Source organism: Idiomarina aquatica, from assembly GCF_004362895.1.
Classification (GTDB): Bacteria; Pseudomonadota; Gammaproteobacteria; order Enterobacterales; family Alteromonadaceae; genus Idiomarina.
The window spans coordinates 1-14,321 of the sequence record NZ_SNXI01000006.1 but is presented as its reverse complement, the minus strand read 5'-3'; the positions used below and the strand labels follow the sequence as shown (position 1 = coordinate 14,321).

Below are 14,321 nucleotides of genomic sequence, written 5' to 3'. Positions count from 1 at the left end.
CTGTCACAATCACAACTAACCATGACACAAAGTTTTCAGTTTACTGATCTGACCATAGGAGCCTTTTATGGTAAAGCCTTATTCCCGCCCCGCGGCTGATGAGCCTGCCTGGTGGTGCATTATTAGTTCAGATCAAATCTTCCTAACAGACGATAATGATTTACCCTTCGGATGTCTACAGGATTTACCTTTTCCGGACCTGACTGAATACAAAGTGATATTTATTGGCGAACTCCGGGAGCGAGCCTGTTACCTGGTCATGGCAGACTATTTAGATGACAGCTTTGTCGGCGGCTCTTTTAACTCTTTGCGTACGTTGTTGGATGCGCATGATTTAGAAAAATTCGCCATAGCGGGACGTGCCCGGCAGTTCAGTGACTTTGTAAACACACATCGGTTCTGTGGCCGCTGTGGCAGTCGCATGCAAGCCGTAGATTGGGAACTCGCCATGCACTGTCAGCAGTGTCAGCATCGTTGTTACCCGCGCGTGTCGCCATGTATCATCGTGGCGATTACCAAGGGTGACAAGCTCCTGTTAGCGCAGGGTAAACGCCACAAGCAGGGCATGTATTCGATTCTCGCTGGTTTTGTCGAGGCAGGTGAATCACTCGAGCAGGCCTTACAAAGAGAAGTACACGAAGAAGCGGGGATTGAAGTAAAAAATATAACCTATCATTTAAGCCAACCCTGGCCTTTCCCACACTCGCTTATGATGGGCTATACAGCTGAGTGGGCAGGCGGCGAATTACACATTGATCCGCATGAGTTGGTAACCGGCGATTGGTTTGAGTTTGATAACCTTCCACCTATTCCGCCGGCTGGTACTATTGCCCGAACCCTGATAGAAAAGGCTATCGGCAAAACTAGCCAATAGTGGTAAAATCTGCGCTTACTTGTTGTAAAACTGGAAACTTAATAATGCATAAGCCGGCACTAAAAAATGATCGCTATTTACGCGCGTTAATGAAGCAACCCGTCGACCGGACGCCGGTCTGGATGATGCGTCAAGCGGGTCGTTACTTGCCAGAATACAAGGCTACACGAGCGCAGGCCGGCGATTTTATGTCACTGTGTCGTAATACTGAGCTTGCTTGTGAAGTCACGTTGCAGCCGCTGCGTCGCTATGACTTAGATGCGGCCATTTTATTTAGTGATATTTTGACGATTCCTGACGCAATGGGCTTAGAGCTTTATTTTGAGACCGGTGAGGGACCAAAGTTTGCTAAGCCGATCACGTCCGTAGAGCAAATTGAACAGCTGGCTGTGCCGGATATGGGTTCAGACTTACGCTATGTAACCGATGCCGTCAGCCTGATCCGTCAAGAATTACAAGGTAATGTCCCCTTGATTGGCTTTTCGGGTAGCCCCTGGACGCTGGCGACCTATATGGTCGAAGGTGGTAGTACCAAGAACTTCTCTAAAGTTAAGCAGTTAATGTTTGCTGAGCCAGAAGCAATGCACAAACTATTAGATGTCTTGGCGGACTCAGTTATCGACTACCTCAATGCTCAAATTGAAGCCGGTGCGCAATCAGTGATGGTATTCGACACCTGGGGCGGAGTATTGTCGCCGCGCGATTATAAACTGTTCTCACTGACTTATATGGAGAAAATCGTAAACGGTTTAACCAAAGAGTCAGAAGGGCGAACGGTTCCGGTTACGCTATTCACTAAAAATGGTGGTCAGTGGTTAGAGGCCATGGCCGCTACCGGGACGACCGGTCTGGGTGTCGATTGGACCACCGATTTAGGTGACGCGCGGGCACGGGTTGGTGACCAGGTAGCCCTACAGGGTAATATGGATCCGAGTGTACTATATGCCAGCCCGGCTCGTATCGAAGATGAAGTTAAAACGATTCTGGCAAGCTTTGGCGAGGGTACCGGACATGTCTTTAATTTGGGTCATGGTATTCACCCTGAAGTCGATCCGGAGCATGCGGGTGCCTTTATAGAAGCGATTCATAAGCATAGCCCGCAGTATCATAAATGATTGCAGCTGAGTAAAGTTTGTTAAAAAGCTAACTATTTTGCGATTAACACCCTGTAATCCTCGTTAGAAACACCGCCTACATGGCGGTGTTTTGCGTACAATAGGTACAGTAACATCAGTTTATTAATGCCTAGAGGTAAGCATGGCCCGACGTTCCTGGATAAACCCGCTCACGATAATCGTTATTGTATTGATAGCGCTAGCTGTGTATTTTTTTGCTTTTCCACCTAAACAGGAAAATCAGGCGCGTGAGCAACCCAGTGTACCGGTTCGCGTGCAAACTGCCGAAATTAGTGAGTTTCGTGATGTTATAGAGGCGTTAGGAACGGCACAAGCTAACGAGACCGTGGCAATCACCTCGCAAACCCAGGAAGTTGTCGAAAAAATTTATTTTGATAGCGGTGACTTTGTAGAACAAGGACAACTGCTGGCAGAACTTAACGCGCGTAAAGAGATTGCCCGCGTGCAACAGTTAGAGTTTAGTTTGGGTGAAGCGGAGCGCCAACTAAAACGACTCAATGAACTTCGTCGCGGAAATGCAGCTTCTCAGCAACAGGTAGAAGAGCAGCAAGTTAGGGTGAATGGTCTGCAGGCTGAGCTTGAGGTAGCGGAAGCAACCCTCGCTGAGATGAAGATCTATGCACCTTTTTCTGGCCGCGTGGGTATTCGTGAAGTTAGCCCGGGCGCGTTAGTTTCGCCTGGCGACGTATTTACCACTTTAGATGATATTACTCCGATAAAAGTCGATTTCAGTGTTCCTGAGCGCTACTTTGCCAGCTTAGCTGTTGATCAGGAAGTTATCGCGCGCAACCGTGCCTATCCTGGCCAGCAATTCGTCGGTCGTATTACCAGTATCGATTCTCGCGTGGATCCGGTAACTCGATCAGTTCGCGTGCGTGCGCAACTGCCTAACAGTGACGATTTGTTGCGACCCGGCATGCTATTACAGATCATTTTGCTACGTAGCATTGATAAAACCTTGTTGCTGCCTGAGAAGGCGCTGATGCCAATACAAAACCGGCAGTACGTGTTTAAGTTGATGCCTGATGGCAGTGCTAAGCAGGTCGAAGTGGTTATAGGCCGCCGGAAGCTAGGAATTGTAGAAATTACTGAAGGTGTAGAGCCGGGTGATAAGGTAATAGTGGAGGGCTTGGTGCGCCTTCGCGATGGTGTTCCCGTAAGCGTGCGGGAGGATTAATACGTGTTTTTATCTGATGTTTCGGTAAAGCGTCCGGTTTTCGCCACGGTTATAAACGTGCTCTTGCTAATTTTCGGCATTGTCGCGTTTACTATGCTGCCACTGCGTGAGTTTCCTGATATCGACGCGCCGGTAGTAAGTGTCAGCACGGACTATCCGGGAGCGTCTGCAGAAGTCGTCGAGACGCAAATTACGCAGCTGATCGAAGAGCGTATTAGTGGTATCGAAGGGATTAAGAATATTAGTTCCAGTAGCCGTCCGGGTTATTCTAATATTAGCATCGAGTTTAATTTAACACGTGATATCGACGCGGCCTCAAACGACGTACGCGAGCGTGTCTCCCGGGCCCTTGACAACCTGCCGGAAGAATCCGACCCGCCTGAAGTCTCAAAAGCTTCCTCAGATGAAACCACTGTGGTTTGGTACAACCTGCGCAGCGAAAGCATGTCGATTCTGGAGCTTACCGATTACGCCGAACGCTATATTGTCGATCGCTTAGCGGTAGTCGATGGTGTGGCGCGAGTGCGGATTGGCGGTGACCGCCGCTACGCGATGCGCGTATGGCTTGATCGTGACGCTATGGCAGCTCGCGATGTAACAGTTACCGATATTGTCAGCCGACTGCGGGAAGAAAATATTGAGCTGCCCGCGGGCCAGGTTGAATCGACCGAACGAGAATTCTCGGTGCGCATGGCGCGTGCTTATCTATCCGAAGAGGACTTTAAAAACCTCGTCGTTCGCCGGGGAGACGACGGGTACCTGGTAAGGCTGGGAGAAATAGCACGTGTCGAACTCGGTGCCGAAGATGATAAAACCGACTTCCGCGGTAACGGCGTTAACATGGTCGGTATTGGCATTATTAAACAATCCAAAGCCAATACGCTGTCAGTTGTCGAAAATGTCCGGCAAGAGATGGAGCGGCTGGAAAAAACGCTTCCTGAAACCATGTATCTGGCGACCAGTTATGACTCATCGATTTTCATTCAGGGTTCAATCGACGAGGTATACAACACATTATTAATCGCCATGTGCTTAGTGGTGGTGGTGATATACTTATTCCTCGGTAATGTCCGTGCCACCATCATTCCGGCGCTCACCGTTCCGGTCGCGATTATTGCCTCCTATATTGTATTATTTGCTTTAGGCTTTTCGATAAACCTGTTGACGCTGCTGGCGCTGGTGCTTGCGATTGGCCTGGTGGTCGATGACTCTATTGTAGTGCTGGAGAACATTTATCGCCGCATTGAGTCGGGCGAACCGCCTCTGTTGGCTGCTTATCGCGGCGCACGTGAAGTTGGCTTTGCAGTTGTTGCAACAACCTTAGTGCTAATCAGTGTATTTGTACCGTTAGCCTTTTTGGAAGGTAACATTGGTAAGCTGTTTACGGAGTTTGCTTTAGCCATAGCGGCGGCGGTTGCGTTTTCGAGCATTGCGGCGTTGACGTTAACGCCGATGCTAAGTTCAAAGGTACTAAGCCATAAAGAGCGCAGTAGCAAATTTGGTAAGGCGTTTGACGCGGTATTTTCGTGGCTGGAGAAAAGCTATCGCAAGGTACTGGAGGCGAGTGTTGCGCGACCGATTTTTGCCCTGATATTAGTCATCATGGCGGGTGTTGTTAGCTTTGGCGCACTTAAACTCATCCCCCAGGAGTTTGCGCCACCAGAAGACCGAGGCACGTTTTACATTAGTATCCGTGGCGCTGAGGGTGCGAGTTTTGAATCAAACTCTCGTCATATGGATGAAATTGAGCAAATACTGTTGCCGTACCTTGATCAAAATAAAATTGACCGTGTCATTGTGCGGGCGCCAGGCTGGGGTGGCTCTGCCGGTATTGCCATTGTCGGTGCTATTCCGTTTGAAGAGCGCGAATGGTCGACGTTCGAACTGATGGAAGAGATGCGCAGCAAACTTAACCAGGTTGTCGGTGTACAGGCCTTTGCCTTTATGCGCAGTGGTATTAGTGGTGGTGGCGGCCGCCCGGTTCAGTTTGTACTGCAGGGCAATACCTATGAGCAGCTGGCCCAATACCGGGATATTGTTATCGAAGAGGCGATGACTAATCCGGGTTTGCAGGAAGTCGATAGCGATTATAAAGAAACATTGCCGCAGTTATTGATCGAAGTAGACGAAGCCCGGGCTGCTGATTTAGGTGTGTCGGTACAGGATATCGGTATTACCTTACAATCGATCCTTGGGCAGCGTCGGGTAACCACCTATCTTGATCGCGGTGAAGAATATTATGTGATGCTGGAAGGCGAGAAAGCTGACTACCGCAGTCCGGCAGCTATCGATAACATTTACGTACGCTCAAGTCGTAGCGGCGAGTTAATTCCGCTGTCTAACGTGGTCAATATTAGTGAAAAGGCTACTTCCGGACAGCTTAATCGCTATAACCGAATGCGCAGCGTGACCATCGAAGCAAACCTTGCAGAAGGCTACTCACTGGGTGAGGCGCTCAGTTTTCTGGAAGGGGTAGTCGATGAGAAATTGCCGGAAGATGTATCCATTGATTATAAGGGCGAATCGCAGCTTTATCAGGAAAGTGGCAGCTCAATCATTTTTGTGTTTGGACTGGCCCTGGTAATCACGTTTCTGGTATTGGCGGCGCAATTTGAGAGCTTCGTGCATCCGCTGGTTATTATGCTGGCGGTACCCATGGCAATTGTCGGCGCATTTATTGGCCTTTACGTTACCGGGCAAACCATTAATATTTACTCTCAAATCGGCATTGTGATGTTAATCGGTCTGGCGGCTAAAAATGGTATTTTGATTGTCGAATTTGCCAACCAGTTGCGTGATGCCGGCTTAGATTTTAAAGAGGCTGTGTTACGCGCGTCGCAACAGCGTCTTCGTCCTATCGTTATGACTGCATTTACCACACTAATGAGCGCACTACCGCTTATTCTGGGGTCAGGTCCGGGGCATGAGAGCCGTATGGTTATTGGTATTGTTATATTTTCCGGGGTTGCGGTATCGGCGTTTTTAACTCTGTTTGTAATTCCGGCGCTTTACTTGTTGATGGCTAAGAAAACAACATCACCATTAGCACTTACCCGACGCCTGGAATCTATGCAGGAAGACTATCCCGACCATCACAGCTAAAACGCTGCGGCAAATTGAGTAAGTTAAAAGGGGTTGTCACCGGGAGGTGCCAACCCCTTTTAAAATGTTGTCGACAAACACCGGGTTGTTGGTAAAAATGCCATCGACGCCCATGGCGTGCAGTTCTTCAATATCGTGCTGCTCGTCAACGGTAAACACATAAATTTGTAGATCGCGCCGGTGTGCGTCATCGACCAGTTCCTGCGTAATAAAATCAACATCGACGTGAGCGGCAACAGCATTGAGCCGTGACGCGAATGCGCAATAATCCAGCGGGCAGCAGGTCGTTAAAGCGCCAATCGCAATGTCAGGGCGACGATGAGTCAGGCGTTGTAGCCAGTGATGGTTAAACGAAGATACCAAGATCTGCGGCAGCTCAAACTGGGTGTTGGCCAGTGCCCAGTCAATGTCGCTAATCAACTCGGGGCTGGGCACATCACCTTTTAACTCGATGTTGACGCAACAGTAACCATCAATGTGTTGCAGTGCTTCGCGTAAGGTTGGAATGGGTTGTTGGCCAAACACTTTTAAGCGGCGAATTTGCTGCTGGGTAAGGTCTTTTAAACGCCCGTGAGTCGCGGTTAAACGCTGTAAATAACGATCGTGAAACACGAAGCGCTCGCCATCGATAGCATAAACATCCAGCTCTATGCCGTGAACCTTTGCATCCATCGCGCGACTAAATGCCGCCAGGGTGTTTTCGGGAGCCTCTGCACTGGCTCCCCGGTGCGCCCAAATTTTCATTTAGCTGTTAGCTTCCTTGCATACAGCCATAATTTGCCCCATACGTGTAACTGAGCGCGGTTTTAGCGACTCCTCAAACGTAATGGCGTCTTTAGCAAAGGCCAGAACCACAGTAGAACCGAGTTTAAAATGCCCCATCTCTTCACCTTTGTTTAAGCGAATCGCTTCGGGTCCCGATGTCGGATAAGACCATGATTGAACTCGGCCGCCGCGCGGAGGCGTAACCGTTCCTGACCAAACAGTGCCAATACTGGCAACAATAGTTGCCCCAACCAGCACCATGGCCATAGGGCCAACTTCCGTATCAAAAATAGCGACTACGCGCTCATTACGGGCAAACAAATTCGGTACGTTTGCTGCTGTCAGGGGATTAACAGAAAACAAGTCGCCGGGTATGTAGGTCATTTTCTTCAGCACGCCGTCGCAGGGCATATGAATACGATGGTAATCTTTCGGTGCTAAATAGATGGTGGCAAAATCACCGTCGATGAACTGGCTCGCATCCTGCGCCTCGCCGCCCAATAATTCTTGTAATGAATAATCGTGCCCCTTGGCCTGAAACACACGGTCTTCATTTATCTGGCCCAGTTGACTGACAGCCCCGTCAACAGGATGTGCTAACTCGCCTTCCGCGGCAATCAGAGGGCGTAACTCGGGTTTGAGACGCCGGGTGAAAAACGCATTAAAGGTTTTATACGCCGACGGGTGTTCCTCAATCGCCTCACTCATATCAATGCCATATTGCTTGATAAACCATTTAATGAATAACTGGGTAAAAATACCCGCCCGAGCCGCAGCAAACCGGCCGACTAAGCGAGAAAGTAAATGTTTTGGGGTAGCATACTGTGCTGCAATTTTAATTTTGTCTGACGTTGACACGCTCATTAACCTCTTGGCATAACCCTATTGGGCTTCTGTGAGTCCATAGACTCGATAATTCGGTGATAGTTCTGCAATCGCCAGCTGGCGATCTCGCCGGCGTCTGTCGCCTGTTGAAGGGCGCAGCCAGGATCATTGCGATGCTTGCAGTCGCGAAACTTACAGCCGCCTAAGTAGGGTCTGAAGTCTTTAAAGCCCCAGGCGACCCGGTCCTTTTCTAAATGCCACAAGGAAAACTCACGAATGCCGGGTGAATCAATCAATGATCCACCTGCCGGCAAGTCGTACCATGTCGCAACTGTGGTTGTATGCTGACCGAGCCCTGAGTTATCCGAAACCTGCTTGGTGGCGGTGCCAACTTCAGGCAGGATATTATTAACCAATGAAGATTTACCCACGCCGGACTGGCCGACAACAATCGAAATATGGCCGGGCAGTTTTTCGGTCATAGCGGTTAGGCCGTGCTCAAGCGCACTACTGACTTTAAGAACCTTATACCCTATCTCTTGATAATAATTTAAACAGTCGTTGATCAACTGTTGCTCGTTACTCGAGAGTTCAGCCAGCAAATCAATTTTATTCAGCACGATGATGGGTTCAATATGAATATCTTCGCAGGCGACAATATAACGATCGATAATCTGTGAACTAAAAGCAGGTAACACACTGGATATCACAAAAATCTGGTCGACATTAGCAGCGACCGGTTTCAGCCCGTCATAGAAATCAGGCCGGGAGAGAAGCGATTCGCGATCATGAACCGCTTCGATGACGCCCTGCATGCCATCAGTAGATGACGTGGCCCGGCGCCAGATTACGCGATCGCCACAGACGAGGCTGTCGACGGCGCGGCGAATATGACAGCGTATCAACACGCCGTCATTATCTATAATGTCGGCGTGTTGCCCATAACGGCTAACCACGCGTCCCTGCTCGGACGGACCTAATTGATCACTATCAAAGTCTAAGCCAGGCTGTTCCAGCCGCTTACGCTGATTTTGTTTTACCCGGCGTTGCTGACCTTTATTGAGGCGACGTTTTTTTACCAAGCCAATCGACCTGTCGTTGAAACTGAATTGACGCTATCATACCTGAAAATAGTAACAGTTTAGAGTGGGATTATGAGCGATAACAATAAAAACGATAGGCTAATTTGGATTGATCTGGAAATGACCGGCTTGGATCCTGAGCAACATCACATTATTGAAATAGCGACTATCGTAACGGATGCTGACCTTAATGAACTGGCGCAGGGGCCAGTAATCGCTATCAACCAACCGCAAGAGTTTCTTGATCGGATGGATGATTGGAATGTAAAAACGCATACCGGCTCGGGCCTGGTTGATCGTATAAAGGCAAGTGAATTTAAAGAGCCTCACGCTGTGCAAGCAACCCTCGACTTCCTAAAACAATGGGTCGAGCCCAATAGTAGCCCGATGTGTGGTAATAGTATTTGTCAGGATCGCCGTTTTTTAGTTAAACACATGCCTGAATTAGAGTCTTTTTTTCATTATCGCAATTTGGATGTCAGTAGCTTGAAAGAGTTGGCAAAGCGCTGGAATCCGGAGGTTCTGAATGGCTTTAAAAAGAAAGGCGCACACGAAGCTCTGGAAGATATTCGTGAATCAGTTGCAGAACTTCGCCATTATCGGGAAAACTTTTTACGCCTTCCCTAAGTACACTTTATAAACCGACCGACAAAGGCCGAGCAATGAATAAAGCGAACGTAAATCAGGAAAAACGCTTCGGAGACCCTATTGTTCTCGTCTTAACAATGGGATTTATTGTTTTGTTTTTAGGCCTGTCGCTTTGGGATATAGAGCTAACGGCAAGCGCTATTGCCAGCGGTTTTGCCTGGACTGCCAAATATTTTGGCTCGTTTTTCCAGGTTCTGCTGATACTTACTTTTTTTATTGCGATCGCGACGGCCATGAGTCGTTATGGGCAAGCACGAATAGGCTCCCTTGATAAGCCGGAGATAACCACATTTCGTTGGCTGTCTATGATCTTGTGTACCTTACTTGCAGGTGGTGGTGTATTTTTCGCAGCAGGAGAACCGGTCTATCACTTTTTGGTCAGTCCGCCGGCATCAGATGCCGATGGGGGAAGTGCTGAAGCAATAGCGCCCGCTTTGGCGCAGAGTTTTATGCATTGGGGGTTTTTGGCCTGGGCCGTGCTGGGCTCATTGTCTGCGATTGTATTGTCCTACGCCCACTATGTTAAAGGTAAGCCGCTGCAGCCGCGGACATTGTTGTATCCGGTGTTGGGAGAGCGCGTTTTAAAAGGTGCGTTAGGTAGTATTGTTGATGCTTGCTGCGTGATTGCAGTGGTTGCAGGAACAGTCGGTCCTATTGGTTTTCTGGCAACGCAGGTGAGCTTTGGCTTGAGTGAGTTGTTTGGCGCAACGGATGGCTTTGCCCTGCAGCTGACTATTTTGTTATGTCTGGCGGCGATTTATATGACCTCAGCGTTAACCGGACTGCACAAAGGCATTCAGTTTTTAAGTCGAATGAACGTGTTTTTAGCACTCGCTATTGCCGCTGTGATTATCGTATTTGGGCCAACACTGTTCCTGGCAGACAGTTATTTACAGGGCATGGGCAGATATCTTGGCTCGTTCTTTGCTATGGCGACGATGACTACAAATACTGCTCCGGATTGGTGGATGCAATGGTGGACAGTATTTTTCTTTGCCTGGTTTATTGGTTATACACCATTAATGGCCGTGTTTGTTGCTCGTATCTGCTTTGTGCAAGTATCAGGCTTATGCTGGTTCTACTCGCGCCTTATTGGCTCGTATATAGAATCAGGAAAAGCTGGGAAACAAGTCGTAGACAAGATTAAAAGCCCCGGGAAGTCAGATTGTAAGCGGAGTTTTGAAGCCTAGGTGGTTACTTGATGTTTTTGGTCGTGATTACTCGCGTGACAAGGTACAATGACTCCACATTTGGGAGGATCACTTTATGGCCAATGCAAATCAACTAAAAGCGTTGCTTCAATCACATTTGGAGGGTGACGACAGCCGTTTCTATTCAGTCGCCATGCAGGTGGCCGCGCATGAAGCTAAGAGAGGGCATGGCAAGCTTGCAGGAGAATTGCGTACTTTAGTAGATCAGGCCAAAGCTAGTCGAGTGATTGGGTCAGAGAAGAAAACAGTGCCCATCAGCAAGCCACGAGGTGAGTTGGCTAATCTGCTTAGCGTTAGTTATCCTAAAGCTCGCTTGGGCGATATGGTGCTCAGCAGTGATCTGGCTCAGCAATTGAATCGCATCATTCTTGAACAGCGCCATGCGGCCGAGATCCTTTCACACGGTTTGTCTCCTCGGCGTAAGCTTTTATTAGTCGGGCCTCCGGGAACTGGTAAAACTATGACAGCATCTGTGCTCGCCGGTGAACTGGGACTTCCGTTGTTTCAGGTGCGTTTGGATGGGTTAATTACCAAGTTTATGGGCGAAACGGCTGCGAAGCTGCGACAGATATTTGAGTCCACCCGTCAGGCTCGTGGGGTATATTTCTTTGATGAGTTTGACGCTATAGGTTCTCAACGTGGGTTAGCAAACGACGTGGGTGAAGTTCGGCGCATCCTCAATAGCTTTTTACAGATGATTGAACAGGACGATTCCCACAGCATAATTATCGGTGCCACTAATCACCCCGATATTCTGGATAATGCTCTTTTCCGTCGCTTTGATGATTTGCTGCACTATGAACTACCTGATGATGTTCATATCGCTAACGTGCTCAAATCTCGCCTATCTCGCGTGTCAGTCAAAAATATTTCATGGAAGAGGTTGGCAGCCAAAGCCAATGGCTTAAGTTATGCCGAACTAACCCGTTCAACTGATGAAGTACTCAAAACAGCACTGATTGAACGAGCAAAGAGTGTATCAGAAAAAGATATTTCGCATGCACTGGAAGAGCGCTGTAAACTTTCTAAACGGTTAAGTACTGGCAGTTAACGATAGGGACATTGCATGGCAGGTAAGGAACCAAATAATCACCAGCATTTTATTTTTCAAAACAGCGCACAGCCAGAGCGTTTTACTTCACCACCTAGAGGCGGTAGTGGCAAAGTCATACCCGATAGAGATAGAAACGCACATGGTGGCGCGCTGCTGAATAAAATTAAGCAATTAACATCAGTTTTGAATGATGCAGCAGCTCAGCAAAGGCTGGCTGGTGTTGAGGAAGGTTTTGGCTTACAAATTGAGTTTGAGAGCTTCCCTGATGTTGAGTTGGCTTTTGAGTCTTTAGCCAGAGAGCGCTCAGGAATCGAACTGCGAAATGTCCGCCACGACGTTAATAGAACCTTTGCGACCGTATTTGTGCCTGATGGTAAACTCGAAGTGTTTGAGAAACTCATTACTGCTTATTTAGATGAAAGCAATGATAAAAAAAGTGGCCCGGCTAATAGTAAACTCCTGAACGCAATTTATGAGATTCGCGCGGCAACAATACACGCATTGTGGACAGACTCTTCCGACTCCATGCCAACAGATGACGAAGAACACCTTTGGTGGGAGGTCTGGCTGCCTATACGAGACGATCGTATTGGTGTGGTTGATCAATTTAGAGAAATGGCGGAGGGGCTCGGCTTTCGCCTTGCGCCTGGCGAGCTATACTTTCCCGAACGTTCTGTATTACTAGTTTATGGTTCTGTAGGGCAAATGAAACGCTCGGTAATGACTTTAAACAGCATTGCAGAATTACGTCGAGCGAAAGAAACAGCAGAATTTTTTGATGACTTAGCACCTGATGAGCAGCCACAGTGGGTAGATGATCTGAGGGAGCGTTTAATAATGCCAGACCAAGATGTGCCGTATGTGTGCTTATTTGATACTGGCGTAAACAATGGCCACCCCTTGTTAAAAGAACTCATTTCAAATGAAGATAAGCATAGCGTTGATCCCGCATGGGGAGTAAACGATATCGAGGGGCACGGCACGGAAATGGCCGGGCTTGCTGTACTTGGAAATCTGTCGGAAGTGCTTGAAACCAACTCGCCTGTCGGCGTATCACATCGTCTAGAATCAGTTAAACTTATACCGCAGGACGGTGCTAATGGCGGAGATGCTCAGTTACACGGATACCTGACATCAGAGGCCGTCTATCGAACAACCATAGCTGCGCCACATCGTAAACGAGTTTACAGTATGGCTATTACAGCGAGAGACAATCGGGACAGAGGCCGTCCCTCTGCCTGGTCAGCTACTATTGATCGACTTGCATACGATGCTGATGAACAAAGTGAGAGTCCAAGGCTATTTGTTATATCTGCTGGCAATATCAACGATGCCAATGCCTGGATGGAATATCCACACAGCAATGCAACCGACGGTATCCACGATCCTGCACAAGCATGGAATGCGCTAACCGTCGGAGCAATGACTAACCTTACACGAATTACTGAAGCTGATACCCAACATTATACACCAATTGCAGAATTAGGCGGATTAAGTCCATTTAGTACGACATCACAGACGTGGCAGTCTCATTGGCCACTCAAACCAGATGTAGTGTTTGAAGGTGGCAATGTTGCCCAAGATGGTATTGGTGCAGCTTGGATGAGGAGCCTGAGCCTGCTCACTACTCATTTGAATCCAGCCGAGCGTATGTTTACTACGAGCAATGCAACAAGCGCAGCTTCAGCTCTTTGCGCAAAAATGGCTGCCGAGTTGATGGCAAGATATCCCGAACTATGGTGTGAGAGTATTCGAGGGTTGATAGTACACTCAGCACAGTGGACGGACGCCATGAAACGCATGTTTCTTCCAGCTAAAGGAGAGCCGACCAAGGCACAGACAACAGAATTAGTAAGACATTGCGGATTTGGTGAGCCGAGCATCGAACGAGCCATATGGAGCACAGATAATTCACTAACCATGATCTGTGAAGAGTTTTTAAATCCGTTCAAACGCGAAAAGGGAAAAGAACCTCAGCTCCGTGATATGAAACTTCACAATCTGCCTTGGCCCCTACAAGAGCTCGAAGCACTTGGCGAAACTTCCGTGGAAATGCGTGTAACATTGTCGTATTTTATTGAGCCTAACCCCTCGGCTCGTGGAGTTACCTCACGCTATCGGTATGAGTCTCATGGTCTTCGCTTTGACGTGAAACGCCCTTTAGAAAGTGAGGTAGATTTCCGTGCCAGAATCAATGCGGCGGCCAGAGATGATGACGAACACACAAATAGAAATGACAATGACTCGAACTGGGTGATTGGCAAAAAGAATCGACATAAAGGCTCTTTACATTCGGATACTTGGAAGGGCAGCGCAGCGGAGTTGGCAAGTCGAGACGCTATTGCGGTATACCCGTTATTCCGCACCAATATTCGGATTTAGAACTGTCCAATAAATGAGCGATTGATCGCCAATTTACCGATTACCTCTTGACGCCGATCCCCGAT

11 protein-coding genes are annotated in these 14,321 nt (G+C 48.3%); 8 read left to right on the top strand and 3 right to left on the bottom strand.

What is annotated here, in order from left to right; all coding sequences use genetic code 11:
• The first annotated feature begins 67 nt into the window (after positions 1-67).
• The 4 genes from nudC to DEU29_RS06260 all read left to right on the top strand — a co-directional run bounded on the left by nudC (position 68) and on the right by DEU29_RS06260 (position 6,289).
• Positions 68-874, top strand: a complete 807-nt coding sequence (nudC, locus tag DEU29_RS06275; RefSeq protein ID WP_133539402.1) for an NAD(+) diphosphatase — start codon at positions 68-70, stop codon at positions 872-874.
• A gap of 44 nt (positions 875-918) precedes the next feature.
• A complete protein-coding gene (hemE, locus tag DEU29_RS06270; protein ID WP_133539401.1) occupies positions 919-1,989 on the top strand; it encodes a uroporphyrinogen decarboxylase in 1,071 nt (356 codons plus the stop codon).
• 142 nt (positions 1,990-2,131) lie between these two features.
• Positions 2,132-3,187, top strand: coding sequence for an efflux RND transporter periplasmic adaptor subunit (locus DEU29_RS06265; protein WP_133539400.1), 1,056 nt, complete (start codon positions 2,132-2,134; stop codon positions 3,185-3,187).
• 3 nt (positions 3,188-3,190) lie between these two features.
• Entirely contained in the window at positions 3,191-6,289 is a 3,099-nt protein-coding gene (locus DEU29_RS06260) for an efflux RND transporter permease subunit (protein ID WP_133539399.1), read from the top strand.
• A gap of 36 nt (positions 6,290-6,325) precedes the next feature.
• Here DEU29_RS06260 and DEU29_RS06255 read toward each other — a convergent pair whose 3' ends face one another.
• Genes DEU29_RS06255 through rsgA form a run of 3 tightly spaced genes read right to left on the bottom strand, consistent with a single transcriptional unit; the run spans position 6,326 to position 8,961 of the window.
• Positions 6,326-7,033, bottom strand: coding sequence for a glycerophosphodiester phosphodiesterase (locus DEU29_RS06255; protein ID WP_133539398.1), 708 nt, complete (start codon positions 7,031-7,033; stop codon positions 6,326-6,328).
• Positions 7,034-7,918, bottom strand: a complete 885-nt coding sequence (asd, locus tag DEU29_RS06250; protein WP_166635889.1) for an archaetidylserine decarboxylase — start codon at positions 7,916-7,918, stop codon at positions 7,034-7,036.
• Complete coding sequence (rsgA, locus tag DEU29_RS06245; protein WP_133539397.1) at positions 7,918-8,961, bottom strand: small ribosomal subunit biogenesis GTPase RsgA; 1,044 nt, start codon at positions 8,959-8,961, stop codon at positions 7,918-7,920. Before rsgA ends, asd begins: the two co-directional genes overlap by 1 nt.
• A 72-nt stretch (positions 8,962-9,033) precedes the next feature.
• Between rsgA and orn the strand changes: the two genes are divergently transcribed.
• From orn to DEU29_RS06225, 4 genes are all read left to right on the top strand, one after another.
• Positions 9,034-9,588 (top strand): oligoribonuclease, encoded by a 555-nt coding sequence (gene orn / locus DEU29_RS06240; RefSeq protein ID WP_133539396.1) that lies wholly within the window; start codon positions 9,034-9,036, stop codon positions 9,586-9,588.
• 35 nt (positions 9,589-9,623) lie between these two features.
• Positions 9,624-10,799, top strand: a complete 1,176-nt coding sequence (locus tag DEU29_RS06235) for a BCCT family transporter (RefSeq protein WP_133539395.1) — start codon at positions 9,624-9,626, stop codon at positions 10,797-10,799.
• Positions 10,800-10,875: 76 nt separating this feature from the next.
• Positions 10,876-11,871 carry an ATP-binding protein gene (locus tag DEU29_RS06230; RefSeq protein ID WP_133539394.1) on the top strand — a complete coding sequence of 332 codons (996 nt, stop codon included), beginning with the start codon at positions 10,876-10,878 and terminating at the stop codon, positions 11,869-11,871.
• Between the two features lie 15 nt (positions 11,872-11,886).
• Entirely contained in the window at positions 11,887-14,256 is a 2,370-nt protein-coding gene (locus tag DEU29_RS06225) for a S8 family peptidase (RefSeq protein ID WP_208107614.1), read from the top strand.
• Positions 14,257-14,321: the final 65 nt, after the last annotated feature.